Annotated in this window: 21 protein-coding genes and 1 pseudogene; 19 read left to right on the top strand and 3 right to left on the bottom strand. The window is 55.7% G+C overall.

All coding sequences use genetic code 11. The annotated features are described in order from the left end of the window. Nucleotides 1–31: 31 nt before the first annotated feature. Nucleotides 32–1,384, bottom strand: a complete 1,353-nt coding sequence (gene yegD, locus SIK69_RS12240; RefSeq protein WP_319786176.1) for a molecular chaperone — start codon at nt 1,382–1,384, stop codon at nt 32–34. A gap of 135 nt (nt 1,385–1,519) precedes the next feature. Here yegD and alkA point away from each other — a divergent pair, with 135 nt between their 5' ends. After that, the gene (alkA, locus tag SIK69_RS12235) at nt 1,520–2,380 is read left to right on the top strand and encodes a DNA-3-methyladenine glycosylase 2 (protein WP_319786175.1); all 861 of its coding nucleotides are present in this window, start codon (nt 1,520–1,522) and stop codon (nt 2,378–2,380) included. On the opposite strand, the gene SIK69_RS12230 is transcribed toward alkA, so the two are convergent. Next, the gene (locus SIK69_RS12230) at nt 2,362–5,685 is read right to left on the bottom strand and encodes a diguanylate cyclase (RefSeq protein WP_319628991.1); all 3,324 of its coding nucleotides are present in this window, start codon (nt 5,683–5,685) and stop codon (nt 2,362–2,364) included. The genes alkA and SIK69_RS12230 overlap by 19 nt on opposite strands. 343 nt (nt 5,686–6,028) lie before the next feature. Between SIK69_RS12230 and udk the strand changes: the two genes are divergently transcribed. From udk to asmA, 3 genes are all read left to right on the top strand, one after another. Beyond that, nucleotides 6,029–6,670: a uridine kinase gene (gene udk, locus SIK69_RS12225; RefSeq protein ID WP_319628992.1), complete on the top strand. Its 642-nt coding sequence runs from the start codon at nt 6,029–6,031 to the stop codon at nt 6,668–6,670. 71 nt (nt 6,671–6,741) lie between these two features. Continuing rightward, nucleotides 6,742–7,323, top strand: coding sequence for a dCTP deaminase (gene dcd, locus SIK69_RS12220; RefSeq protein ID WP_319628993.1), 582 nt, complete (start codon nt 6,742–6,744; stop codon nt 7,321–7,323). Between the two features lie 25 nt (nt 7,324–7,348). Continuing rightward, nucleotides 7,349–9,196 carry an outer membrane assembly protein AsmA gene (gene asmA / locus SIK69_RS12215; protein WP_319786174.1) on the top strand — a complete coding sequence of 616 codons (1,848 nt, stop codon included), beginning with the start codon at nt 7,349–7,351 and terminating at the stop codon, nt 9,194–9,196. A gap of 60 nt (nt 9,197–9,256) precedes the next feature. Here asmA and SIK69_RS12210 read toward each other — a convergent pair whose 3' ends face one another. Further along, nucleotides 9,257–10,837 carry a TerC family protein gene (locus SIK69_RS12210; RefSeq protein ID WP_319628995.1) on the bottom strand — a complete coding sequence of 527 codons (1,581 nt, stop codon included), beginning with the start codon at nt 10,835–10,837 and terminating at the stop codon, nt 9,257–9,259. 641 nt (nt 10,838–11,478) lie between these two features. Between SIK69_RS12210 and SIK69_RS12205 the strand changes: the two genes are divergently transcribed. The 15 genes and pseudogenes from SIK69_RS12205 to SIK69_RS12135 form a co-directional block, all read left to right on the top strand. After that, nucleotides 11,479–12,612, top strand: a complete 1,134-nt coding sequence (locus SIK69_RS12205; protein WP_319628996.1) for a polysaccharide export protein — start codon at nt 11,479–11,481, stop codon at nt 12,610–12,612. 5 nt (nt 12,613–12,617) lie between these two features. Next, entirely contained in the window at nt 12,618–13,061 is a 444-nt protein-coding gene (gene wzb / locus SIK69_RS12200) for a low molecular weight protein-tyrosine-phosphatase Wzb (RefSeq protein ID WP_319628997.1), read from the top strand. A gap of 2 nt (nt 13,062–13,063) precedes the next feature. Further along, nucleotides 13,064–15,226 (top strand): tyrosine-protein kinase Wzc, encoded by a 2,163-nt coding sequence (wzc, locus tag SIK69_RS12195; RefSeq protein ID WP_319628998.1) that lies wholly within the window; start codon nt 13,064–13,066, stop codon nt 15,224–15,226. An 87-nt stretch (nt 15,227–15,313) separates the two neighbouring features. Next, nucleotides 15,314–16,156: a colanic acid biosynthesis glycosyltransferase WcaA gene (gene wcaA, locus SIK69_RS12190; RefSeq protein ID WP_319628999.1), complete on the top strand. Its 843-nt coding sequence runs from the start codon at nt 15,314–15,316 to the stop codon at nt 16,154–16,156. 2 nt (nt 16,157–16,158) lie between these two features. Beyond that, nucleotides 16,159–16,647 (top strand): colanic acid biosynthesis acetyltransferase WcaB, encoded by a 489-nt coding sequence (gene wcaB, locus SIK69_RS12185; protein WP_319629019.1) that lies wholly within the window; start codon nt 16,159–16,161, stop codon nt 16,645–16,647. Further along, complete coding sequence (gene wcaC, locus SIK69_RS12180) at nt 16,644–17,861, top strand: colanic acid biosynthesis glycosyltransferase WcaC (protein ID WP_319629000.1); 1,218 nt, start codon at nt 16,644–16,646, stop codon at nt 17,859–17,861. The genes wcaB and wcaC overlap by 4 nt, the downstream gene beginning before the upstream one ends. After that, nucleotides 17,836–19,056, top strand: coding sequence for a colanic acid polymerase WcaD (wcaD, locus tag SIK69_RS12175; RefSeq protein ID WP_319629001.1), 1,221 nt, complete (start codon nt 17,836–17,838; stop codon nt 19,054–19,056). Before wcaC ends, wcaD begins: the two co-directional genes overlap by 26 nt. Nucleotides 19,057–19,070: 14 nt before the next feature. Further along, nucleotides 19,071–19,814 carry a colanic acid biosynthesis glycosyltransferase WcaE gene (gene wcaE, locus SIK69_RS12170; RefSeq protein ID WP_319786173.1) on the top strand — a complete coding sequence of 248 codons (744 nt, stop codon included), beginning with the start codon at nt 19,071–19,073 and terminating at the stop codon, nt 19,812–19,814. An 18-nt stretch (nt 19,815–19,832) separates the two neighbouring features. After that, nucleotides 19,833–20,390, top strand: coding sequence for a colanic acid biosynthesis acetyltransferase WcaF (gene wcaF / locus SIK69_RS12165; RefSeq protein ID WP_319629003.1), 558 nt, complete (start codon nt 19,833–19,835; stop codon nt 20,388–20,390). A gap of 16 nt (nt 20,391–20,406) precedes the next feature. Then, the gene (gmd, locus tag SIK69_RS12160; RefSeq protein WP_319786172.1) at nt 20,407–21,528 is read left to right on the top strand and encodes a GDP-mannose 4,6-dehydratase; all 1,122 of its coding nucleotides are present in this window, start codon (nt 20,407–20,409) and stop codon (nt 21,526–21,528) included. A gap of 3 nt (nt 21,529–21,531) precedes the next feature. Next, nucleotides 21,532–22,497: a GDP-L-fucose synthase gene (gene fcl / locus SIK69_RS12155; protein ID WP_319629005.1), complete on the top strand. Its 966-nt coding sequence runs from the start codon at nt 21,532–21,534 to the stop codon at nt 22,495–22,497. Between the two features lie 3 nt (nt 22,498–22,500). After that, on the top strand, nt 22,501–22,980 hold the full coding sequence (locus SIK69_RS12150; protein ID WP_319786171.1) for a GDP-mannose mannosyl hydrolase: 480 nt from the start codon (nt 22,501–22,503) through the stop codon (nt 22,978–22,980). Continuing rightward, nucleotides 22,977–24,221, top strand: coding sequence for a colanic acid biosynthesis fucosyltransferase WcaI (gene wcaI, locus SIK69_RS12145; protein WP_319786170.1), 1,245 nt, complete (start codon nt 22,977–22,979; stop codon nt 24,219–24,221). Before SIK69_RS12150 ends, wcaI begins: the two co-directional genes overlap by 4 nt. Beyond that, on the top strand, nt 24,218–25,654 hold the full coding sequence (cpsB, locus tag SIK69_RS12140; protein ID WP_319786169.1) for a mannose-1-phosphate guanyltransferase: 1,437 nt from the start codon (nt 24,218–24,220) through the stop codon (nt 25,652–25,654). Before wcaI ends, cpsB begins: the two co-directional genes overlap by 4 nt. Before the next feature lie 141 nt (nt 25,655–25,795). Continuing rightward, nucleotides 25,796–26,034: pseudogene (locus tag SIK69_RS12135) on the top strand (phosphomannomutase CpsG); the annotation flags it as partial.

The raw sequence follows: 26,034 nt of genomic DNA, 5'->3' as shown, positions 1-26,034 counted from the left end.
CAATCCTCGCTTTTTCGAGCCAGCTCGCAACTCAGGCAAAGACGACCTGAGCCCAGCGGGCCAGACCGGCGGTAACCGAACCAAAGTCATCGCCACCGGCAATTTCAATGCCCGGTAGCTGCTGGGCCAGCGCTTTTTTGATCAGCGGCGAGCGGGCGCTACCGCCTGTCAGGTAGATAACGTCTGGCTTTTCACGACCGTTATCCAGCGCCAGCTGAACCTGCTCAAGAATGCGGGTTAACGGCTGATTAAGCGCGGTTTCCAGCCCCAGTTGATTGATGTCCGCCGCCAGTGTCGGGCTTAAGAACGGTAGGGCGGTGGTGATATCCGCTTTATCGGAGAGCGCGATTTTGCTCTCTTCGGCGCTGCGCACCAGGCGATAGCTCAGACGCTGCTGCCAGGTTTTCAACAGCAAGCTGACTTTGTCCGAATCGCGGGCATCGCGCACCAGGTCACGCAGCATCCTGCCGTTGGCGGTGCTGTAAAAATCGGTTTGCGCCGGAACATCGTTGATGGCGACGGCGTTCCACCACGGCAACACCGGCAGGGCGATGCCTTTTTCGGTTTCGCCGCCCATGCCCAACAGCGGCATCAGGCATTTGAACGCCAGGGCAATATCCAGATCGTTCCCGCCCACGCGACAGCCGCTGTGACCGAGCAGGCTGCTCTCACGGTCACGACGCGCACGCCATTGCGGACCCATCAGCAGTAATGAGCAGTCGGTCGTCCCGCCGCCGATATCCACCACCAGGACGCGTTTTTCAGCGCTCAGCGTGGCTTCGAAATCCAGCCCTGCCGCCACCGGTTCATACTGGAACACCACGTCGGCGAAACCGGCTCGCTGTGCTGCGCGTTCCAGAATGCCCTGGGCCTGTTCGTTGGCGTCATCGCCGCCGAGGCCCTGGAAGTTAATCGGACGGCCTATCACCGCCTGGGTGATGGGGTCGGTCAGCTGGGTTTCTGCCTGCTGCTTGATATGCAGCATCATGGCACAGACCAGGTCTTCGAACAGCGCCACCTGCTGCGGCTTTAGCCCGCTGGCACCCAAAAACGACTTCGGCGATTTGACGAAGTACACTTCTTCCGGGTCGTCGATGTACTGTTTGAGTGATGCGAGACCGAACTGCACGCTGCCGGGCAGCACCTCGATATCTTCTTCGCGGTTATAGCGGATCGCCCGGCGTAACAGCGCTTCGGTTTCATCCCCGGTGGCGGGCACGTCATATTGACGATACAGCCACTCGCTGACCGATTCGCGCGTGGGAGCGCAGAGCATCGAAGGCAGCAGCGAACTGCCGTTTTCGAGCGTTAACAGCTGCGGTGAATCACCGCGCATGACGGCCACTGAACAGTTCGCCGTACCATAGTCAAAACCAATAAACACCTTGCAAATTCCCCATGCCAGTGAAGAAAGGGCGACGACTTTAGCGGAATGTTACGCTGGCGACAACTGGAATATGAAAGCAAGGCACTAAACACCTTAAGCAGTTATGCTTGAGCGACTTACCGAGGAGGGATGATGTTTACGTTACCGTGGCAAGCGCCGTATGACTGGGCCTGGATGATGGGTTTTCTGGCGGCACGTACCGTTGAAGGCGTCGAACGCTTTGCAGGGCAAACCTATATCCGCAGTTTTGCCCTCGATGGCCATCAAGGCTTGATGCGTGTCACGCCGGACGAAGCCTCGCACACGCTGGTCATTACGCTGTCTGACGGCTTGTTGCCAGTAAAGGAGGCGTGTCTGCAACGTCTTGAACAGCTTTTCGATTTGCGCTGTGAGCCACAGCAGGTATCGGCGGCGCTGGGGGAACTGGCCGCCGCGCGACCGGGCCTGCGTCTGCCCGGCTGCGTTGATCCTTTTGAGCAGGGCGTGCGGGCGATCCTCGGACAACTGGTGAGCGTGGCGATGGCGGCGAAGCTCACCAGCCGCGTGGCGAAGGCGTATGGTACGCCGCTGGAAGATGACCCCGAGTTCATCTGTTTCCCGACGCCCCAGCAACTGGCGTTGGCCTGCCCGCTGGCGCTGAAAGCGTTAGGGATGCCGGTCAAGCGTGCAGAGGCGTTGATTCATCTGGCGCAGGCGGCGATTTCCGGGGCGCTACCGTTGACGCCGCCGGATAATATCGACGCCGCGATGAAAGTGCTGCAAACCTTCCCTGGCATCGGGCGCTGGACGGCAAACTACTTCGCCCTGCGTGGCTGGCAGGCGAAAGACGTGTTCCTTCCGGACGACTACCTTATAAAACAGCGTTTTCCCGGCATGACCCCGGCACAAATTCGCCGCTATGCGGAGCGCTGGCAGCCCTGGCGCTCCTATGCCTTGTTGCACATCTGGTACAGCGACGCGTTCAAGCCTGCGGATCAGTTAATGGCGAAATAGCTGCTGTTGAGCACCAGCTCCAGCGGCTGGTTCGCCGCAATGGTATCGCCATAAATGAAATCGACCCCGATGCCGGAGAGCGTATCCATGGTTAACGCCTGATGGGTCGGTCCGGCAATGGTTTTGAGCCCCAGGCGCTGGGCGTGGCCCTGCACGATGGTGACCATCATCTCGTCCATCAGGCTGGCATGAACGTTCCCGATGATGTCCGGATCCAGCATGATGTAATCCGCTATACCGGGCGACAGGTGTTCAAACAGTTCTAAATCCTGGCCGACCTGGCTGATGATAATTTTGCAACCCGCCTGGCGCAGTTGGTTCAGGCCGTCCTGAACCCCGGAGTGCAACAGGCTAGCGGCGCTAAACACCAGATGCAGAAGCCGCGCAGGCATCCCGCTGTGCTGTAGACCATCGAGAATGTCGTTCACCAGAACCGGCCCAGTCAGACCGGCTGCCGACAGTGGCAGGGTGACGCTTATCCCGCGTGCGGCAACTATGTGTGCCCAGCGCTGGAAGAATTCCTGATAGATGCGTCGGTCGAGGGCGTGGACCAACTCCTGGTCTGCCAGCCCTCGGCGGAACGCCTGTTCTTCCACCATCTCACCTTCGCTGGTCCACAGGCGCAGCGACAGCAGCCAGAAGTTGCTGCTTTCCGGCACCCGTGGCGAGGCCACCCCGCGCGCCATCAGCAGCAGATGGTTGTCGCGCACCATGTTCCACTGCTCGTCGAGAGACATCATGCTGCGCTGCTGATGCAGCCTGTCCAGCTGCGGCTCATACACGCTGACCATCCCGCGACCGTTATTTTTCGAGGTGTAGCAGGCGACATCGGCCTGCGACATTACTTCCGAGGCCAGGGTGTTGTGCTCATCTATCAGGGTTATCCCGGCGCTGGCACCGATACGGTGCAGGCGACCCTCCCACATAAAGTGATAATCATTAATGGCCTGAATGATGCGATTGGAAATATAACGGGCGCTCTCGACGTTGCAGTCCGGCAGCAGCAGGCCAAATTCATCGCCGCCGAGGCGCGCCAAAATATCGCTGGTGCGCAGCATCCCGAGCATCATCGACGACAGCTCGCGCAGCAGCGCATCGCCCGCCGCGTGGCCTGCGGTGTCATTAACCGCCTTAAAGCGGTCGAGATCGATAAACACCAGCGCGTGACGCTGATGGGTTTCCTGCACGGTTTGCAGCAGCCGCTTGAGGTGATTCTCAAAGCTAACGCGGTTAGCGAGATGGGTCAGGGCATCGTGAGATGCGCTATAGCTCAACTGGCGCAGCATCTTCCGGGATTCGGTCACGTCCTGAATAACCAGCACCGAGCCGATGTTTTGCCCGTCGAGTGTGCTGAGCGGCGTAATGCTGTAATGGATGTCATAACTGCCGCCTCGACGGCAGTGCAGCACCACATCCTGTTCGATATCCGTTCGCGACATATCACCGCTGTGAATGTTTTCCATCAGCGGGCCGTTATCGCCAAAGGTGATGCGCAGCACGTTAAGCAGCGGCTGCTTCATCGCTTCGTCCTGGTTCCAGCCACTCATTTTTTCGGCGACCGGGTTCATAAAAATCACGTTCATATCGACATCGGTACAGAGCACCGCTTCGCCGATAGAATCCAGGGTAATGTGCAGGCGTTCTTTCTCCTGGAACAGCGCCTCGTTAAGCTGTTTCACCTCGGTCATGTCCATATTGATGCCGAGCAGGCGCTCCACTTCGCCCTGTTTATTCAGCACCCGATTCGCCAGCGAGCGAATATGCCGGATGCCTTCTTTGACCTGGATACGAAATTCGAGTTTGAACGGCGCGCGGGCGCTGAGAGCGTTGCGGATAGTACGCTCCGCCTGCTCCCGGTCTTCATCCACCAGGCAGTTATGCCACAGTTGCCAGGTGGGTTTGAGATGGGAAGGGATCTCGTACAGCTCGAACATGCGCTTGTCCCAGGAGATAAGATCAGGTTCCAGCTCCCACTCCCAGATGCCAATCCCGCCCGCTTCGTTGGCGAGGGTTATGCGCTCCATCAGGCGTTTATTGACCCACTCCGTGTGTTTGAGGTCGTTAATGTCTTCGATCTGGGCAATGAAATAGAGCGGCGTCCCGTCAGCGTGCCGTACCAGCGACACCGCCAGCAGTGCCCAGACCACATCACCTTTGCGCGTGTAATAGCGCTTTTCCATGGTGTAGGTGTTGATTTCGCCGCCGATCAGCTGTTCGAGCTGCGCCAGGTCACTGTCGAGATCTTCCGGTAAGGTGAGCTGCTGGAAGGTCATGGTGCGCAGCTCGTTCTGGCTATAGCCGAGGAATTTGCACAAGGCTTTGTTGGCCTGTAGCCACTGGCCTTCGGTGCCCACCAGCGCCATGCCAATGGCGGAATATTCCATCGCATTGCGAAAGCGCTCTTCGCTCTCGGTAATGTGTTTGCGCTCCGCCCGGAAGGCGTACATCACCATGGTCATAATATTGGCGGGCAGGAGAATCATCAGGAACGGTAGCCACGGCACGTTGCTCATGGCGTAAAGCTGCGGGGTGTGCAGGGTGGCAGGGTGACTCGCCATCATCAGCGAGACCATCATGATAGTGACAAGGAAAACGGTAAAGGCTTCCATGCGCGGCAGGCGTACCGCGCTCCACATCAGCAGAACGATCACGCAGGTAAACGGCCATGGCATCCAGAGCATCGACATGGCGCTGAGCGCCAGCGTCACCGCCAGGGTGAGCAGCGTTTCCATGAGCATTCGCGGATTGCGATGGCGTAACAGATAGCGGCTCTTATACAGCAGGCCGAGCGGCACCAGCGCCAGAGCGCCAATGGCCTCTGACAGCACCCACACAAGGAAGGTATGGACCGGGTCCCCAGCCGGAGCAAGCAATAGCACCAGCACGCCCCCCACCAGCGGCGGGACCACCGCACTGGCCAGCGCCAGCCTTACCCAGTCGTGCAGATTTTGCAGCGGATTATAGCGCGGCAAAAATTTACGCAGCAGAATTGCGCCCAGCGCGGCTTCGATGGCATTAATCGCCGGATATATCAGGTTCAGCGTACTCGGCGGGAACAGCACCCAGGAGGCCAGCAGGTTGCCGAGCGTACAGGCGACGGCAATCGGGGGCCACATCTTCCCGGTGTGGCGATAAAACGCCACCATCATAATCGAGGTCGGAAACCACAGCGGCGCGAGAAAGGTGCCGAAACGTGTTAATTCCAGTGAGAAAAGCGTAAAAATGAACGTCAGCAGCCCGAGGCTAATCATGCGCAGGACCGGATGTGAGGGCGTAACGGGCACTTGCTGTTCAGATGTCTTCATTTACCGCTTTCCGCCAGGGCTTTCCGGCCGCGACTTTTCACGAGGAATTGGCCTGAATTCATTAGGATGCTAAATGGGATCATGCTAGTACAAACAATTTACATTTCCTATGCCATCTGGTCATTATTTAACAGATTGCGAGATAAATTCATGGAGCAGGGTAAAATCTGTCTAACACGTTGGAAAAGTGAACATATTAATTTGCGAATAGTCACTTTTTATCCCTACAACGGTGAATGTTGTTTTCGACTGGTATCGACGGGCTGAAATCCCTATAATTGCCGCGTTTGGCGCTCCGGCGTCACCCTTCCTATCATCCAGGTTAATCAGGTCGCAAAAATATATGACTGATAAGTCTCATCAGTGCGTCATTATAGGCATCGCCGGCGCATCGGCTTCGGGTAAAAGTCTCATCTCCAGTACCCTTTACCGTGAATTACGTGAACAAGTTGGCGATGAACACATTGGTGTGATCCCTGAAGACAGCTATTACAAAGACCAGAGCCATCTGTCGATGGAAGACCGGGTTAAAACCAATTATGACCATCCGAGCGCGATGGATCACAGCCTGCTGTTTCAGCATTTGCAGATGCTCAAGCGTGGCGAGGCGATCGAATTGCCGGTGTACAGCTATGTCGAACATACCCGTATGCCGCAAACGGTGCATGTGAAGCCAAAGAAAGTCATCATCCTCGAGGGGATTTTGCTGCTGACTGATGCCCGTCTGCGCGAAGAGATGAACTTCTCTATTTTCGTCGATACCCCGCTGGATATCTGCCTGATGCGCCGCATCAAGCGTGATGTTAACGAGCGTGGCCGTTCGATGGACTCCGTGATGGCGCAATACCAGAAAACGGTTCGCCCCATGTTCCTGCAGTTTATTGAGCCGTCCAAACAGTACGCCGACATTATCGTGCCGCGCGGTGGGAAAAACCGCATCGCCATTGATATTCTGAAGGCCAAAATTAGTCAGTTTTTTGAATAATTCCCCTGAATTATGTACTGTGCATAATGACCCGGTAGACGCCGGGCATACTGCATTAAAGGAGATAACGCATGCGTCTGTGTGACCGAGATATTGAAGCCTGGCTGGATGAAGGCCGTCTTGCGATTACCCCACGACCGCCGGTGGAACGCATTAATGGTGCGACGGTAGACGTTCGCCTCGGCAATAAATTCCGTACGTTTAGCGGACACACCGCTGCGTTTATCGACCTGAGTGGGCCGAAAGCCGAAGTCAGTGCCGCGCTTGACCGCGTGATGAGCGAAGAAATCGTGCTGGCCGAAGGCGAGGCGTTCTATCTGCATCCTGGCGAACTGGCGCTGGCCGTGACCCTGGAATCCGTGACCCTGCCTGCGGATTTAGTGGGCTGGCTTGACGGGCGCTCTTCTCTGGCGCGACTGGGCCTGATGGTTCACGTGACCGCACATCGCATCGATCCCGGCTGGTCCGGCTGTATCGTGCTTGAATTCTACAACTCGGGCAAACTGCCGCTGGCGCTGCGCCCGGGAATGCTTATCGGTGCCCTGAGCTTCGAACCGCTTTCTGGCCCGGCTGCGCGGCCTTACAACCGCCGCGAAGACGCGAAGTATCGCGATCAGCAGGGTGCGGTTGCCAGTCGTATCGATAAAGACTGAGCGTGACTGAGACGTCGGAGACATCATGAGACGAATTCTGACAACGCTGATGATTTTGCTGGTGGTGATTGTCGCCGGCCTGTCGGCGCTGGTGCTGCTGGTTAATCCGAACGACTTCCGCGACTACCTGGTGCGCCAGGTAGCGGAGCGCAGCGGGTATCAACTTCAACTGGACGGCCCGCTGCGCTGGCACGTCTGGCCGCAGCTCAGTATTCTTTCCGGCAGAATGACCCTGACCGAACCGGGTGCCGCCGCGCCGTTGGTGAAAGCCGATAACATGCGCCTCGATGTGGCGCTGATGCCGTTGTTGTCGCATCAGCTTCAGGTCAATCAGGTGATGCTTAAAGGTGCAGTGATCGAGCTGACGCCGAAGACTGAAGCGGTGAAGCGCAAAGATGTGCCGGTCCCACCGCGCGAAAATACCCTGCCTCAGGCCCCGGAAGACAAAGGCTGGTCCTTTGATATCGCTAAACTGCAGGTCGATGATAGCGTGCTGGTGTTCCAGCATGAAGGTGACGATCAAATCACGATTCGTGATATCAAACTGCAAATGGAGCAGGACAACCATTACCTCGCCAGCGTCGATTTCTCCGGGCGCGTGAACCGCGATCAGCGTGACCTGAATCTCTCCTTCAGCGCGCAGGTCAACGCGGGCGATTATCCTCATTCGCTGACCGCCACCTTTAGCCAGCTCAACTGGCAGTTGCAGGGGGCCGATCTGCCGCCGCAGGGCATTGGCGGTCAGGCCTCATTGCAGGCTGAATGGCAGGAAGATCAGAAGCGCCTGAGCTTTAGCCAGCTACAGCTGACGGCGAATGACAGCTCGCTTGGCGGCGACGGCAACGTGGTGCTGGCGGTGAAACCGGAATGGACGCTGAACCTGCACGCCGACAAACTCAATTTCGATAACCTGCTTTCTCAGGCCAATCCAGCGGCAAATTCCAGTGCGAATCAGCAAGGGCAAAGCCAGTCTCGCCAACAGCGTCCGGTGATCGCCGAGAACATCAGTACCCCAGACTATAGCAGCCTGCGCGGCTTCCGGGCGGCCATTGGCCTTAATGCCAAACAAATTCTGTGGCGGGGAATGAATTACACCGATGTTAACCTGCAGGCTAACAATGAATTCGGTCAGCTTACTATCGCCGAACTGCAGGGCAACATCGACGGTGGCACCCTGTCGCTGCCGGGCAGCGTAGATGCGCGCAGCAATACGCCGGTCTCAACCTTCCAGCCGAAGATCGACAATATTCAAATCGCGACCCTGCTGAAGGCGTTTGATTATCCTATCAACCTCACCGGTAAACTGTCGCTCGACGGCGAGTTCAGCGGCGGCAAAATTGATGCGGACAGCTTCCGTCGCAGCTGGCAGGGCCAGGCTAAAGTCTCTCTGCTGGATTCTCGTGCCGAAGGGCTGAACTTCCAGCAGCTGGTGCAGCAGGCGGTAGAACGCAGCACCCATGTGACCGCCAAAGAAAATCTGGAAAGCGCCACCCGTCTGGATGAATTCTCCAGCAATCTGGAGTTAGACAACGGAGTGATGACGCTCGATGACATGGCCGGTAAATCCTCCTTACTGGCGCTGGACGGCAAGGGCACGCTGGACTTGGTCAAGGAAGAGGGCGACATGCGCTTCAATGTGCGCGTGGTGGATGGCTGGCAGGGCGAAAGCAAGCTGGTAGAGACCCTGAAGCAAACGGCGATCCCGCTGCGTGTCTACGGTAAATGGACCGAGCTCAACTACAGTTTGCAGGTGGATCAGGTGCTGCGTAAGCAATTGCAAAGCGAAGCCCGTGACCGTCTCAAAGCCTGGGCCGACAAAAACCAGGATAGCCAGTCGGGCAAAGACCTGAAGAAGTTACTCGATAAGCTGTAATCCCCGTCGAACATAAAGAAAGGCCCGGCATTGCTGTCGGGCCTTTTTTGTTGAACCGTCTCACACTTCGTAATCGAGTTCCGGCTGTGCGGGCGGGAATATCTGCACCCGCTGTACGCGGTGATTTTCCACCTGCAACGTTTTCAGGGTAAATCCGTCGACCTCGACGGTTTCGCCCGCGGTCGGTACGCGCTGTAAATGTTCCATCAGCAGCCCGGCGATGGTGTGATACTCGCGCTTTTCATCCAGCGGCATCGGCACAAACTGCACCAGATCTTCCAGCGGCATATGACCGTTCGCGGTCCAGCTACCGTCGGCATTTTTCTGGATGTCGTGGCGGGCATCAATCTCCTGTACCTCATTGGGCAGGTTCCCGGCGATGGTTTCCATCACGTCGCTGAGCGTCACTATCCCTTCTACTGAGCCGAATTCATCAACCACAAAGGCAAAGTGGGTGCGGGCGTTACGGAACTGCTCCAGTGCGGGCAGCAGCGGCAGCGTCTCCGGGAACACCAGCGGCTGGCGCACCAACACCCGTAAATCCAGCGGTTCACCGTGCAGCGACTGGTTTAGCAGGTCAATCACGTGTACTACGCCCAACAGCTCTTCATCGTTATCGCCCCCGGTGACCACCAGGCGGGTATGCTGATTCTTGTCCAGCAGGGCGCGGATCTCTGCTTCCGGAGCGCTCAGGTCGATATGTTCGATATCGTGGCGCGAGGTCATGATGCTGCTGACGCTGCGCTGATTGAGATTTAGCACCCGCTCGATCATCCGTCGTTCCTGCGGGTCGAAAACCGGCTCATCCTTATGGTCTGCAATTAAAGAAGCGGTTTGCGCATCCAGCTCGGCATCTTCTTTCTGTCCGCTAAGCAGACGCATCACCGCCTCGGTGGTACGGCTGCGCAGGCTCTGATTGGCCGACAGAAAACGGCGGCGGTTAAAGTTAGACAGCTGGTTCAGGGCCTCAATCATTACCGAGAAGCCAATCGCCGCGTACAGATACCCTTTCGGGATGTAGAAGCCAAAGCCTTCTGCCACCAGGCTAAAGCCAATCATCAGCAGGAAGCTCAGACACAATATGACGATGGTCGGGTGATTATTCACGAAGCGGGTCAGCGCTTTGCTGGCGAACAGCATCATGCTGATGGCGATCACCACGGCCGCCATCATCACCAGCAGATGATCGACCATGCCGACGGCGGTGATCACTGAGTCGAGAGAGAACACCGCATCGAGCACCACAATTTGCGCCACCACCGCCCAGAACCTGGCCCCGCGCCGCTGCGTCGGGCCGTCATTATCTTTTCCTTCCAGACGCTCGTTAAGTTCGACCGTGGCTTTAAATAGCAGGAATAACCCGCCGCCGAGCATGATTAAATCGCGTGCGCTGAAGCTCAAATCCCGCACGGTAAACAGCGGGCGGGTGAGGGTGACCAGCCACGAGATGGACGCCAGCAGCAACAGGCGCATCACCATTGCCAGAACCAGCCCGGTAATACGTGCCCGGTTACGTTCTGCGGGCGGCAGCTTTTCCGCGAGGATCGCGATAAACACCAGATTATCAATCCCGAGCACCAGCTCGATGACCACCAGGGTGATAAGCCCTGCCCAGATTGAGGGATCGGCAATCCATTCCATACGTTGTTCAAACCCTTCTGTAACATTGACTTGAATTCTATTATACCCTGAGTTTAATCTTAAATAATTGGCGTTGCTTGAAAATTATATATCCCTATAGTTTCCGTTATTAATTATTTTATTTCCTTATCCCTCCCGCTATATCCCGTGTCCGGCGCAGCTGCCGCTAATGTCAATATAAAGATAATCCTAAAAGCTGAAGGCGATTCTTAATATTTATCCTAAAAGCAACGCCGATAGGAGTTGTTACCTTGTCGAATATTGTCATTACTGTAACAATCGAATCGTTAAATGAATATTAGGGATCGCCAAAGGAATTATTACCTGCGGAGAAACCAATCATTTGATGTTTTATACACACTCTCTCTGTCCCGACCAGCACCTCGCGCCGGGATGGTTCATAACATAATGATTAAACAGTGGATTGGTAACTGAAAGCCAAGGGCGGTAGCGTGCCCGCTGGCCGCTAATTCAGACTGGATTATTCTGTCAACTGTTAGCGAGCGGATAAAGTTTTTTTAGGAATGATGCCAGTTATATTTCGTTTCGGTTAACGGCATTCTCAATGTAAATGACCTGAATGAAATCTGGTTTGTTTTATTCGCACAGGATAATTTCTCTGCCAAAGTGATAAATAATCAATGATGAAATCCCAACTGAAATTGATGCCATTATTGGTGTCTGCAATCCTGATGAGCGGTTGCACGGTCCTGCCCGGCAGCAATATGTCGACCTTCGGAAAAGATGTGATTAAGCAGCAAGACGCTGATTTTGACATCGACCGGATGGTGAATGTTTATCCGCTGACCCCGCGTCTGATTGAACAACTGCGCCCACGGCCTAACGTTGCGCAGCCCAACATGTCGCTGGATCAGGAGTTAAGCAATTATCAGTATCGCGTGGGCGCGGGTGACGTGCTCAGCGTCACCGTCTGGGACCATCCGGAGCTAACCACCCCCGCAGGTCAGTATCGTAGCTCCAGCGATACCGGTAACTGGGTTCAGCCCGATGGCTCGATTTTCTATCCTTACATTGGTCGCGTGCAGGTCGTGGGTAAAACGCTGGCGGAAATCCGCGACGTGATAACCGGGCGTCTCGCCACCTACATCACCGACCCGCAGGTTGATGTGAATGTGGCGGCCTTCCGCTCTCAAAAAGCCTATGTTTCCGGCCAGGTGAACAAATCAGGTCAGCAGGCTATTACCAACGTGCCGCTGACCGTACTTGACGCCATCAACGCCGCAGGCGGGATGACCGACCTGGCAGACTGGCGCAACGTGGTGCTGACCCACAACGGGAAAGAGCAACGCATTTCCCTGCAGGCGCTGATGCAAAACGGTGATCTGAGCCAGAACCGCCTGCTGTATCCGGGCGATATCCTGTTCGTACCGCGCAACGATGATCTGAAAGTCTTCGTGATGGGCGAAGTGAAGAAACAGAGCACCCTCAAAATGGACTTCAGCGGCATGACGCTGACCGAAGCGCTGGGCCAGGCGGAAGGTCTCGACATGACGGCCTCGAACGCCAGCGGCATCTTCGTTATTCGTCCGCTGAAAGACGACAAAAACGGCAAGATTGCCAACGTCTATCAGCTCGATATGTCCGATGCGACCTCGCTGGTTATGGCGACCAACTTCACGCTGCAACCGTATGACGTGGTGTACGTCACGACTGCACCGGTCACGCGTTGGAACCGTCTGATCAACCAATTGCTGCCAACCATCAGTGGCGTTCGCTACATGACGGATGCGGCGAAAGATATCCATACCTGGTAACCATTATGTTCAACAAAATTCTGGTGGTATGCGTCGGCAATATCTGCCGTTCTCCTACGGGGGAGCGGCTGCTGAAAAATTATCTTCCGTCGCTGCACGTGGACTCGGCAGGTCTTGGGGCGCTGGTGGGTAAAGGGGCAGACGACAGCGCCGCAAGCGTGGCTGCCATTCACAACATTTCCCTGGACGGGCACTGCGCCCGTCAAATCTCCGGAAAGATGTGCCGCGAATACGATCTCATTCTGACCATGGAAAAACGCCACATTGCCCGGCTGTGTGAAATCGCACCGGAAATGCGCGGCAAAGTGATGCTGTTTGGTCACTGGGATGATGAGCGCGAGATCCCCGATCCTTATCGCAAGAGTCGCGACGCTTTTGAAGCGGTTTACCACTTACTCGATCAGTCTGCCCGTCAGTGGGCGCAGGCACTGAAAGTACAGCAGGGATAACAATGACAGATAACGTAAAACAGTCGCTCCCACACGCGTCGGGCGGTGATGAAATCGATATTGGCCGCCTGGTCGGTACCGTGGTGGAGGCAAAATGGTGGGTGCTCGGCATTACCGCTGTGTTCGCTGTGGCCGCGGTGGTGTACACCCTTTTTGCGACCCCTATCTATAGCGCCGATGCGCTGGTACAGATTGAGCAAAACACCAGCAGCTCCCTGGTGCAGGATTTAAACTCGGCGCTGAACAGCAAGCCGCCAGCCTCTGACGCGGAAATTCAGCTGATTCAGTCGCGCATGGTGCTGGGCAAAACCGTTGATGACCTGAATCTGGACATCGCAGTAACCAAGAACACGATGCCCATTTTTGGTGACGGTTGGGAACGCCTGATGGGCCGCGCCAACGAGAGCGTCAACGTCGACACCTTCACGCTGCCAGCAGGTATGCGCGAACAGGTGTTTACCCTCGAAGTGCTCGGGCATAACAGCTATCAGCTCACCAGCGACGGCGGCTTCAGTGCGCGCGGCGTCGTTGGGCAGCCGCTAAACAAATCCGGCGTCACGCTGTTAGTTAGCGCGATTCATGCGCAGGCCGGGGGCGAATTTACCGTCACCAAATACTCCACGCTGGGGATGGTCAAAAACCTGCAAAACAACCTGACGGTCACCGAAAACGGTAAAGACACCGGGGTGCTGAGCCTGACGTTCACTGGCGAAGACAAAGATCAGATCCGCCTGATCCTCAACAGCATCGCTGAGAACTATTTGGCGCAAAACATTGAGCGCAAATCGGAAGAAGCCTCCCGCAGCCTGCGTTTCCTCGCTAAACAACTGCCGGAAGTGCGGACCCGTCTGGACGATGCGGAAAACAAACTCAACGCTTATCGCCAGCAGAAAGACTCGGTGGATATGTCGCTGGAAGCCAAATCGGTGCTCGATTCGGTGGTCAACATTGATTCCCAGCTCAATCAGTTGACGTTCAGCGAAGCGGAGATTTCGAAGCTCTACACCAAACGTCACCCAGCGTACCGGACCCTGCTGGAAAAACGTAAAACCCTGGAAGAAGAGAAGGCTAACCTCAACAAACGCATCACCGCGATGCCGGAAACCCAGCAGGAAATCGTGCGTCTGACGCGTGATGTGGAATCCGGGCAGCAGGTTTACATGCAGCTGCTGAACAAACAGCAGGAATTGAAAATTCAGGAAGCGAGCACCGTCGGCGACGTGCGCATCGTCGACTCCGCCATCACTCAGCCTGGCATCCTGAAGCCGAAAAAAGCGCTGATTGTGTTCGGCGGGATCATCCTCGGCTTGATGCTCTCTATTCTGGGCGTGCTGCTGCGTTCGCTGTTCAACCGTGGGATTGAAAGCCCGCAGGTGCTGGAAGACAACGGCATCAACGTGTATGCCAGCATCCCGCTGTCTGAATGGCAGAAGAAACGCGACCATGTGAAAACCATCAAAGGCGTCAAACGCTATAAGCAGAGCCAATTGCTGGCGGTGGGTAATCCGACCGATCTGGCCATTGAAGCGGTGCGTAGTCTGCGAACCAGTCTGCACTTCGCCATGATGCAGGCCAGCAACAACGTGCTGATGCTGACCGGGGTCAGCCCGTCAATCGGCAAAACCTTTGTCTGTGCCAACCTCGCGGCAGTGATCAGCCAAACCGGTAAGCGCGTATTGCTTATCGACTGTGATATGCGTAAGGGCTACACCCACGAACTGCTCGGCACCACCAACGATAACGGTCTGTCGGAAGTTCTGGTTGGCAAAAGTGAGATTACGAGCTGTGCGAAGCGTACTTCAGTGACCAACTTCGATCTGGTGACGCGCGGGCAGGTGCCGCCGAATCCTTCCGAACTGCTGATGAGCGATCGCTTTGCTGAACTGGTGAAATGGGCCAGCAGCCAGTACGACCTGGTGCTTATCGATACGCCGCCAATCCTGGCGGTCACCGATGCCGGGATCGTCGGTCGCCATGCGGGCACCACGCTGATGGTGGCACGCTATGCGGTCAACACCCTGAAAGAAGTGGAAACCAGCCTCAGCCGCTTTGAGCAAAACGGTATTCACGTTAAAGGGGTCATCCTCAACTCCATCTTCCGTCGGGCCACCGGTTATCAGGACTACGGCTACTACGAGTACGAATACAAATCCGACAGTAAATAATACACCTGACCCCTCACCCTAACCCTCTCCCCACAGGGGAGAGGGGACTGTGTTGTGCGGTCGTTCATCGCCATTTGGGGAATAAAAATGACCATACAAAACCCTCTGATCTCGATTTACATGCCAACCTGGAACCGGCAGCAGCTGGCGATTCGCGCCATTAAATCGGTGCTGCGCCAGGATTATCCTCACTGGGAAATGATTATCGTCGACGACTGTTCCTCCTCCTTTGAACAGTTGCAGCAGTTTGTCGACGGGCTGAACGACGCCCGCGTGCGTTACACCCGCAACGACTTCAACTCCGGGGCGTGTGCAGTCCGCAATCAGGCGATTTTGCAGGCCAAAGGCCAGTTCATCACCGGCATCGACGATGACGATGAATGGACGCCCAACCGTCTTTCGGTGTTCCTCGAACACAAACACCAACTCACATCGCACGCGTTTCTGTATGCCAATGACTACGTTTGCGAAGGGGAAGTCTATTCCCAGCCCGCGAGCCTGCCGCTGTACCCGAAATCACCGTTCTCGCGCAAGCTGTTCTTCAAGCGCAACATTATTGGTAATCAGGTGTTTAGCTGGGCGTGGCGCTTCAAAGAGTGTCTGTTCGACACCGAACTGAAAGCGGCACAGGATTACGACATTTTCCTGCGGATGGTCACCGAATACGGTGAGCCGTGGAAAGTGGAAGAGGCGACGCAAATTCTGCACATCAACCACGGCGAAATGCAGATAACGTCGTCGCCGAAAAAATTCTCCGGCTATTTCCACTTCTACCGTAAGCACAAAGACAAATTCGACCGCGCGAGCAAAAAGTACCAGCTGTTCACGCTGTACCAGATCCGCAACAAGCGCATGAACTGGCGCACGTTGCTGACCCTGCTGTCAGTGCGTAACGGCAAACGTCTGGCCGATGGCCTGCGGGGGAAATAATGCTGCTCGAAGATTTACGCGCTAACAGCTGGAGCCTGCGTCCGTGCTGCATGGTGATGGCCTATCGCATCGCCCATTTCTGCTCGGTGTGGCGCAAAAAAAGCGTCATTAACAACCTGTGGGCCGCCCCAGTGTTGCTGATGTACCGCTTTATCACCGAATGCCTGTTTGGCTATGAAATTCAGGCCGCAGCCACTATCGGTCGTCGCTTCACCATTCATCACGGTTATGCCGTGGTGATCAATAAATTTGTGGTGGCGGGGGATGATTTCACCATCCGCCACGGCGTCACCATTGGTAACCGTGGCCCGGACAGCCTGGCCTGTCCGGTGATTGGCAACGGCGTTGAGCTGGGTGCAAACGTGGTGATGATTGGCGAGATAACCATTGGCAATAACGTCACCGTCGGCGCAGGCAGCGTAGTGCTGGACAGCGTGCCGGATAACGCGCTGGTGGTGGGTGAAAAAGCGCGAGTAAAGGTCATCAAATGAATATTCTGCAATTTAACGTCCGTCTCGCAGAAGGCGGGGCGGCAGGCGTGGCGCTGGATTTACACCAGCGCGCGCTGCAACAGGGCATGGCATCGCGGTTTGTCTACGGTTATGGCAAGGGCGGCAAGAAAAGCGTCAGCCATGACGACTACCCGAACGTCATCAAACACACTTCACGCGTGACCTCGATGGCGAACCTGGCGCTGTTCCGCCTCTTCAATCGTGATGTGTTCGGCAATTTGAATAATCTCTACCGTACCGTGACCCGCACGGCCGGGCCGGTGGTGCTGCATTTTCACGTGCTGCACAGCTACTGGCTGAATCTGGAAGAGGTGGTGGATTTTTGCCATAAGCTGAAAGAGCACAAGCGCGACGTGAGTTTCGTCTGGACGCTGCATGACCACTGGAGCGTAACTGGCCGTTGTGCGTTTCTCGACGGTTGCGACGCGTGGAAAAGCGGCTGCGGCAAATGCCCGACGCTGACCAACTATCCGCCGGTCAAAATTGACCGCGCGAGCCAGTTAGTCAGCGGCAAGCGCCAGCTGTTCCGCGAAATGATTGCGTTGGGCTGCCAGTTTATCTCGCCGAGCCAGCACGTGGCCGATGCTTTTAATCGTCTGTACGGGGAAGGGCACTGCAAGATTATTAACAACGGCATTGATGTGGCGACCGAAGCGATTCTGGCAGAACTGCAGCCGATGAGCGTCACCGGCAGCAAGCCGAAAATCGCGGTAGTGGCGCATGATTTACGCTACGACGGCAAAACCAATCAACAGCTGGTGCGCGACATCATCGCCCTCGGTGATGCGGTGGAAGTTCACACCTTCGGCAAGTTCTCCCCGTTCGACGGGAGCAACGTGATTAACCACGGCTTCCTGACCAACAAGCGCCAGCTCATGAGTGAACTTAATCAACTGGATGCGCTGCTGTTCAGCTCGCGGGTCGATAACTATCCGCTGATCCTGTGCGAAGCGCTGTCCATCGGCGTGCCGGTTATCGCCACCCCCAGCGAGGCGGCGCAGGAAGTGCTGGCCAAATCGGGCGGTCGTACCGTCAGCGCTGAGGAAGTATTGCAGCTGGTACAGCTGCCGAAAGCGCACATTGCCGAGGCTATTTTTGGCACCACGCTCGACGACTTCCGCGCCCGCAGTCGTCAGGCCTACAGCGGACAACAGATGCTGGAGGAATATGTCTCGTTCTATCAGAATCTGTAGCTATCTGCTGCTGCCGTTAATCTACCTGCTGGTTAACGTCAAAATCGCCCAGCTCGGCGAAAGCTTCCCGATTACCATTGTCACCTTCCTGCCGGTACTGCTGTTACTGTACGTCGAGCGCATCAACCTGAAAAAGCTGATGATTGCACTGGGTGCCGGGGTTGGGTTAACGCTGTTCAACTACATCTTTGGTCAGTCGCTGGATGCCAGCAAATATGTCACCTCGACGATGCTGTTTGTCTACATTGTGATCATCATCGGCATGGTGTGGAGTATTCGCTTTAAAACCATTTCTCCACACAACTACCGCAAAATCCTGCGCTTCTTCTATGTAGTGGTTGGGCTGGTCGTAATGCTGGCGGCGCTGGAGATGGCTCAGATTATCCTCAGCGGCGGCAGTAGCCTGATGGAGATAATTTCGAAATATCTTATTTACAGTAACAGCTATGTTCTGAACTTTATCAAGTTCGGTGGCAAGCGAACCACAGCCCTGTATTTCGAACCGGCGTTCTTTGCTCTGGCACTAATCTCAATTTGGCTCAGCATCAAACAGTTCGGTATCAAAACACCTAAGACCGATGCTATGATTCTGGCAGGGATAGTTCTCTCAGGATCGTTTTCCGGGGTGATGACGTTTATCCTGTTTTATTTACTGGAGTGGGCCTTCCAGTATCTGAATAAGGAAGCGATCAGTAAAAAATTGCCACTGGCGATTATCTCCCTGGCGGTCTTTTTAGTCGGTTTAGTATTTGCATTTCCGTATATATCTGAGCGCCTCGGCGATCTCGGCACGGAAGGCTCGTCCTCGTATTACCGAATTATCGGCCCGCTGGTGATGGTCGGTTATTCTCTGACCCATATTGATGGGGTAGTACGTTTCGGATCGCTTTACGAATATGTTGCATCATTCGGAATCTTTAACGGTGCGGATGTCGGTAAAACCATAGACAATGGTCTGTATCTGCTAATCATTTATTTTTCATGGTTCGCCGTTTTCCTGACAGCCTGGTATATGTCGAAAGTCGGAAGAATGATGATTAGCGCGTTTGGTAATAACCAGAATTTTCGCGTTCAGCTGTTTTTGTTCTTTCCGGTATCACTGTTTTTCACCGGTTCGATTTTCAGCCCGGAATATGCGTTTTTAATTGTATGTCCATTTATTCTGCGTAAAGCGCTGAAACTGACGGACAGCTAATAAGGAGTCGAAAAATGTTGCTGAGCGTGATTACCGTTGCATTTCGAAATTATGAAGGCGTGGTGAAAACCTGGGCGTCATTGGCTCATCTGGCACGCGACCCGAGCATTCAGTTTGAGTGGATCGTGGTTGACGGCGGTTCCGCTGATGGCACCGCCGAATTTCTACAAAACCTCAACGGTGAGTATAACTTACGTTATCTTAGCGAGAAGGACAAAGGCATCTATGATGCCATGAATAAAGGCATTGAGATGTCACGCGGGAAGTTCGCCATCTTCCTCAACTCAGGCGACATTTTCCACGAAGATATTGCCCAGTGCGTGCGACAGCTCCACGGTCAGACTGACGACGCGATGGTTATCGGTGATGCGATGCTGGACTTTGGTGACGGACATAAAATCCGTCGCAGCGCGAAGCCAGGTTGGTATATTTATCACAGCCTACCGGCCAGCCATCAGGCTATTTTCTTCCCGCTAACGGGCCTGCAGCGTTATCCGTACGATCTGCAATATCGTGTGTCATCCGATTACGCCCTGGCGGCAAAAATGTATAAAGAAGGTTATGCCTTCAAGCGTATTAAAGGTCTGGTATCGGAATTTTCAATGGGCGGGGTGTCAACCTCGAATAATCTGGAATTATGCCGTGATGCTAAAAATGTGCAGCGTCAGATATTACGGATGCCAGGTTTTTTAGCGGAAATTTCACTGCGGTTGCGTTTACGCACCACCGGCAAGACCAAAGCCTTATATAACAAATAGTCAATATAAGGAATAACGATGCAAGAGTTAAGCGGATTCTCGGTGCCAAAAGGCTTCCGGGGAGCAGGTGGTATTAAAGTGCAATTGTGGTGGGCGGTGCAGGCAACATTATTTGCGTGGTCGCCGCAGGTTCTCTACCGCTGGCGTGCTTTTTTATTACGCCTGTTTGGCGCAAAAATAGGAAAAAACGTAGTGATTCGCCCCTCGGTAAAAATTACTTATCCGTGGAAATTAACCCTCGGCGATAACGCATGGGTGGGCGATGACGCGGTGTTATATACCCTTGGCGATATTACCATTGGCGCTAATTCGGTGGTATCGCAGAAATGTTATTTATGTACCGGCAGTCACGATTATATGAGCGCGCATTTTGATATTAATGCGACGCCGATTGTGATTGGCGAGAAATGCTGGCTGGCAACGGATGTGTTCGTCGCCCCAGGCGTAACGATTGGTGATGGCACCGTCGTTGGCGCGCGCAGCAGCGTATTTAAATCGCTCGCGGCAAATCAGATTTGCCGGGGCAACCCCGCAGTGGTGACGCGCGAACGCGTTGAAACTATTAACTCCCTGTAAGTAGAGGAATATAAACATGTCAAAAGTCGCACTCATCACCGGCGTTACCGGGCAGGATGGTTCTTATCTGGCAGAATTGCTGCTGGAAAAAGGGTATGAAGTTCACGGTATTAAACGTCGTGCGTCTTCTTTCAACACCGAGCGTGTGGACCACATCTATCAGGATCCTCATGCTGCAAACCCGAAATTCCACCTGCACTACGGTGACCTGACCGACAGCTCCAACCTGACCCGTATTCTGCAGGAAGTGCAGCCGGATGAAGTGTATAACCTGGGCGCGATGAGCCACGTAGCCGTCTCCTTCGAATCCCCGGAATATACCGCCGACGTGGATGCGATGGGCACCCTGCGTCTGCTGGAAGCGATCCGTTTCCTCGGCCTCGAAAAGAAAACCCGTTTCTATCAGGCATCCACCTCTGAGCTGTATGGCCTGGTGCAGGAAATCCCGCAGAAAGAAACCACCCCGTTCTACCCACGTTCTCCATACGCGGTAGCCAAGCTGTACGCCTACTGGATCACCGTCAACTACCGTGAGTCCTACGGCATGTTTGCCTGTAACGGCATTCTGTTTAACCACGAATCCCCGCGTCGCGGCGAAACTTTCGTGACCCGTAAAATCACCCGTGCGATCGCTAACATCGCCCAGGGTCTGGAGAAGTGCCTGTATCTGGGCAACATGGATTCCCTGCGTGACTGGGGCCATGCGAAAGACTACGTGAAAATGCAGTGGATGATGCTGCAGCAGGACCAGCCAGAAGACTTCGTGATTGCAACTGGCGTGCAGTATTCCGTGCGTCAGTTTGTTGAAATGGCGGCCGCACAGCTCGGTATCAAACTGCGCTTTGAAGGCACCGGTGTGGAAGAGAAGGGCATCGTTGTGTCCGTGACCGGCCACGATGCACCGGGCGTGAAACCGGGTGATGTGATGATTGCCGTTGACCCGCGTTACTTCCGTCCTGCTGAAGTGGAAACCCTGCTGGGCGACCCGACCAAAGCACATGAAAAACTGGGCTGGAAACCGGAAATCACCCTGCAGGAAATGGTCTCCGAGATGGTGGCTAACGATCTGGAAGCAGCGAAGAAACACTCCCTGCTTAAGGCTCACGGTTACGAGGTGGCCATCGCGCTGGAGTCCTGAGTTATGACCAGACAACGTATTTTCGTGGCGGGCCACCGCGGGATGGTGGGCTCCGCCATCGTCCGCCAGCTGGAGCAACGCGGCGACGTGGAACTGGTGCTGCGCACCCGCGATGAGCTGAACCTGCTCGATAGCAAAGCGGTAAACGATTTCTTTGCCGAGGCGCGTATCGACCAGGTGTATCTGGCGGCAGCGAAAGTGGGTGGAATTGTGGCCAACAACAGCTTCCCGGCGGACTTCATCTACGAAAACATGATGATTGAGAGCAACATCATTCACGCCGCACATATGCACAACGTGAATAAGCTGCTGTTCCTCGGTTCATCCTGCATTTACCCGAAGATGGCGAAACAGCCTATCCCGGAAAGCGAGCTGTTGCAGGGCACGCTGGAAGCGACCAACGAGCCGTACGCGATCGCCAAAATTGCCGGGATCAAGCTGTGCGAATCGTACAACCGTCAGCATAACCGCGACTACCGTTCGGTGATGCCGACCAACCTGTACGGTCCGCATGACAACTTCCACCCGAGCAATTCGCACGTGATCCCGGCGCTGCTGCGCCGTTTCCACGAAGCGACGCAGGAAAATGCCGCTGACGTGGTGGTGTGGGGTAGCGGAACGCCAATGCGTGAATTCCTGCATGTAGATGACATGGCTGCGGCCAGCATTCACGTCATGGAGCTCGACCGCGAGGTGTGGCAGGAGAACACCGAGCCGATGCTGTCACATATCAACGTCGGCACCGGTGTGGACTGCACCATTCGCGAACTGGCGCAAACCATCGCCAAAGTGGTGGGTTACAAGGGCCGGGTGGTGTTTGATGCCAGCAAACCTGACGGAACGCCGCGCAAGCTGCTGGACGTGTCACGTCTGCATCAGCTGGGCTGGTATCACGAGGTGACGCTGGAAGCCGGTCTCGCCAGCACCTACCAGTGGTTCCTTGAGAACCAGCACCGCTTCCGGGGGTAAACCATGTTTCTGACGCCAGAAGATTTTGCCACCGTGGTGCGTTCGACCCCGCTCATTTCGATTGATTTGGTCGTGGAGAACGCGGAGGGCGAATTTCTGCTCGGGAAACGTAACAACCGACCGGCACAGGGCTATTGGTTCGTGCCGGGCGGGCGAGTGCAGAAAGATGAAACCCTCTCAGACGCCTATTCGCGCCTGACCGAAGCAGAGCTGGGCCTGCGCCTGCCAATGTCGGCGGGCCAGTTTTACGGCGTCTGGCAGCATTTCTATGACGACAACTTTTCTGGCACTGATTTCAGCACCCATTACGTGGTGCTGGGATTTCGCCTGAAGCTTGATGTGAAAGACCTGCAGCTGCCGACCGCGCAGCACAATGACTATCGCTGGCTGACGCAGGAAGCCTTGCTGGCGGCAGACAATGTGCATGACAACAGTCGCGCTTATTTCCTCGATGAAAAACGCGCGGAGGCACCGGGTTTATGAAGATCCTGGTCTACGGAATCAATTATTCACCGGAACTCACCGGGATCGGCAAATACACCGGTGAGATGGTGGAGTGGATGGCGCAGCAAGGGCACGAGGTGCGGGTGATTACCGCCCCGCCTTACTACCCGGAATGGCAGGTTGGCGAGCACTACAGTGCGTGGCGCTATCGCCGCGAAGAGGGAGCCGCCACCGTCTGGCGCTGCCCGTTATACGTGCCGAAGCAGCCTTCCACGCTCAAGCGTCTGATCCACCTCGGCAGCTTCGCGCTGAGCAGCTTTTTCCCGCTGATGGCTCAGCGTCGCTGGAAGCCGGACCGCATCATCGGGGTGGTACCGACGCTGTTCTGCACCCCGGGCATGCGCCTGCTGGCGAAGCTCTCCGGTGCCCGCACCCTGTTGCATATTCAGGATTACGAAGTCGATGCGATGCTCGGCCTCGGGATGGCGGGCAAAGGCAAGGGTGGAAAAGTGGCGAAACTCGCCAGCCGTTTTGAACGCAGCGGCCTGCATAACGTCGACAACGTCTCCACCATCTCGCGCTCGATGATGAACAAAGCGCAGGAGAAAGGCGTTGCGGCAGACAAAGTGATTTTCTTCCCGAACTGGTCGGAAGTGGCACGTTTTCGCGACGTGAATCCGACGCAGGTTGTGGTGCTGCGCGAGCAGCTGGGTCTGCCCGCAGACCGCAAAATTATTCTTTACTCCGGCAACATCGGTGAAAAGCAGGGGCTGGAAAACGTCATTGCCGCAGCCGAACAGTTGCAGGACAAACCGTGGCTGTTCGTGATTGTCGGCCAGGGTGGGGGCAAAGCGCGACTGGAAAAACGCGTTGCTGAATGCGGCCTGACCAACGTGCGTTTCTTCCCGTTGCAGTCGTATGAAGCGCTGCCTGCGCTGCTGAAAATGGCCGACTGCCATCTGGTCATCCAGAAGCGCGGCGCGGCGGATGCGGTACTGCCTTCGAAACTGACCAACATTCTGGCGGTGGGCGGCAACGCGGTGATCACTGCTGAAGCCGACACCGAGCTCGGCCAGCTTTGCCAGGCGCAACCGGGAATTGCGGTCTGCGTGGAGCCCGAGTCGGTTCCGGCGCTGGTCGACGGGATTGAACAGGCCCTGCTGATGCCGCACCACAACGTGATTGCCGGTGAATACGCCGAACGCACGCTCGAAAAGAACAGCGTGCTGAAACAATTTATTGCGGATATTTCTGCACAAGACTTCGGGGTTCAATCATGAGTCAGACACAACTCTTTCCGGTAGTAATGGCCGGTGGCTCCGGTAGCCGTTTATGGCCGCTGTCACGGGTACTTTATCCCAAGCAGTTCCTGTGCCTGAAGGGCGATCTGACGATGCTACAGGCCACCGTCAACCGCCTGAATGGCGTGGAGTGCGAAAGCCCGGTGGTCATCTGCAACGAGCAGCACCGCTTTATCGTGGCGGAACAGCTGCGCAAGCTCAATAAGCTGACCGAGAACATTATTCTAGAACCTGCAGGGCGTAACACCGCGCCAGCGATTGCCCTCGCGGCGCTGGCGGCTAAGCGCAGCTGCCCGAACGGTGACCCGCTGATGCTGGTGCTCGCCGCCGATCACGTTATCCAGAATGAAGACGCGTTCCGTGCCTCAGTTCGCGATGCGGTGCCGTACGCCGAAAGTGGCAAACTGGTGACGTTCGGCATCGTGCCGAATCTGCCGGAAACCGGCTACGGCTACATTCGCCGCGGCGACGTCAGCCCAGGCGATAAAGACGCGGTGGCGTTTAACGTGGCGCAGTTTGTCGAAAAACCGAATCTGGAAACCGCGCAGGCGTACGTCTCCAGCGGGGAATATTACTGGAACAGCGGCATGTTCCTGTTCCGTGCCGGTCGTTATCTGGAAGAACTCACCAAATTCCGCCCGGACATCATGCAGGCCTGCGAGCAGGCGATGAGCGTGGTTGACCCGGATCTGGACTTTATTCGCGTTGACGAAGCCGCGTTCCTGGCCTGTCCGGAAGAGTCCATCGACTATGCGGTGATGGAACGCACCGCCGATGCGGTAGTGGTGCCGATGGATGCGGGCTGGAGCGACGTGGGCTCATGGTCCTCGCTGTGGGAAATCAGCCAGCGCAGCGCTGAAGGCAACGTCCATCACGGCGACGTTATCAGCCACAACACCGAAAACAGCTACGTGTATGCCGAATCCGGGTTGGTGACCACCGTCGGGGTGAAAGATTTGGTGGTGGTGCAGACCAAAGATGCAGTGTTGATCGCCGACCGCAACGCGGTGCAGGACGTCAAAAAAGTGGTTGAGCGCATCAAAGCTGATGGCCGCCACGAGCACCATATTCACCGGGAAGTGTATCGCCCGTGGGGGAAATATGACTCCATCGATTCCGGCGAACGCTATCAGGTGAAACGCATCACCGTGAAACCGGGTGAAGGGCTGTCGCTGCAAATGCATCACCATCGCGCCGAACACTGGATTGTGGTGGCCGGTACCGCGAAGGTGACCATCAATGACGACGTGAAGCTACTCGGCGAAAACGAGTCCATCTACATTCCGCTCGGGGCCACGCACTGCCTGGAAAACCCCGGCAAGATCCCGCTCGACCTGATTGAAGTTCGCTCCGGGTCATACCTCGAAGAGGATGACATCGTGCGCTTCCAGGATCGCTACGGACGCATCTGATTCCCGCCGGATGGCGCTGTGCTTATCCGGCCTACGCATGATCCGTAGGCCCGGTAAGCGCAGCGCCACCGGGCAATATATTGAATCTTAATCAGGCCCTGATAGGTCCGGGTTAAGTGTTGCCTGAAGAAGAGGTACACCATGACTGAATTAACCTGTTTTAAAGCCTACGATATTCGCGGCAAGCTGGGCGAAGAGCTGAACGAAGAGATCGCCTGGCGGATTGGCCGGGCGTACGGTGAGTTCCTGAAACCGAAGACCATCGTGCTCGGCGGCGATGTGCGCCTGACCAGTGAATCGCTGAAGATGGCGCTGGCCAAAGGCCTGCGCGATGCGGGTGTCGACGTGCTGGATATCGGCCTGTCCGGAACAGAAGAAAT

The sequence above is a fragment of the Scandinavium lactucae genome, assembly GCF_033843265.1.
In the GTDB taxonomy this organism is placed as follows: domain Bacteria; phylum Pseudomonadota; class Gammaproteobacteria; order Enterobacterales; family Enterobacteriaceae; genus Scandinavium; species Scandinavium lactucae.
Note: the sequence above shows the minus strand (reverse complement) of the source record. Positions and strands in the feature narration are given on the sequence as shown.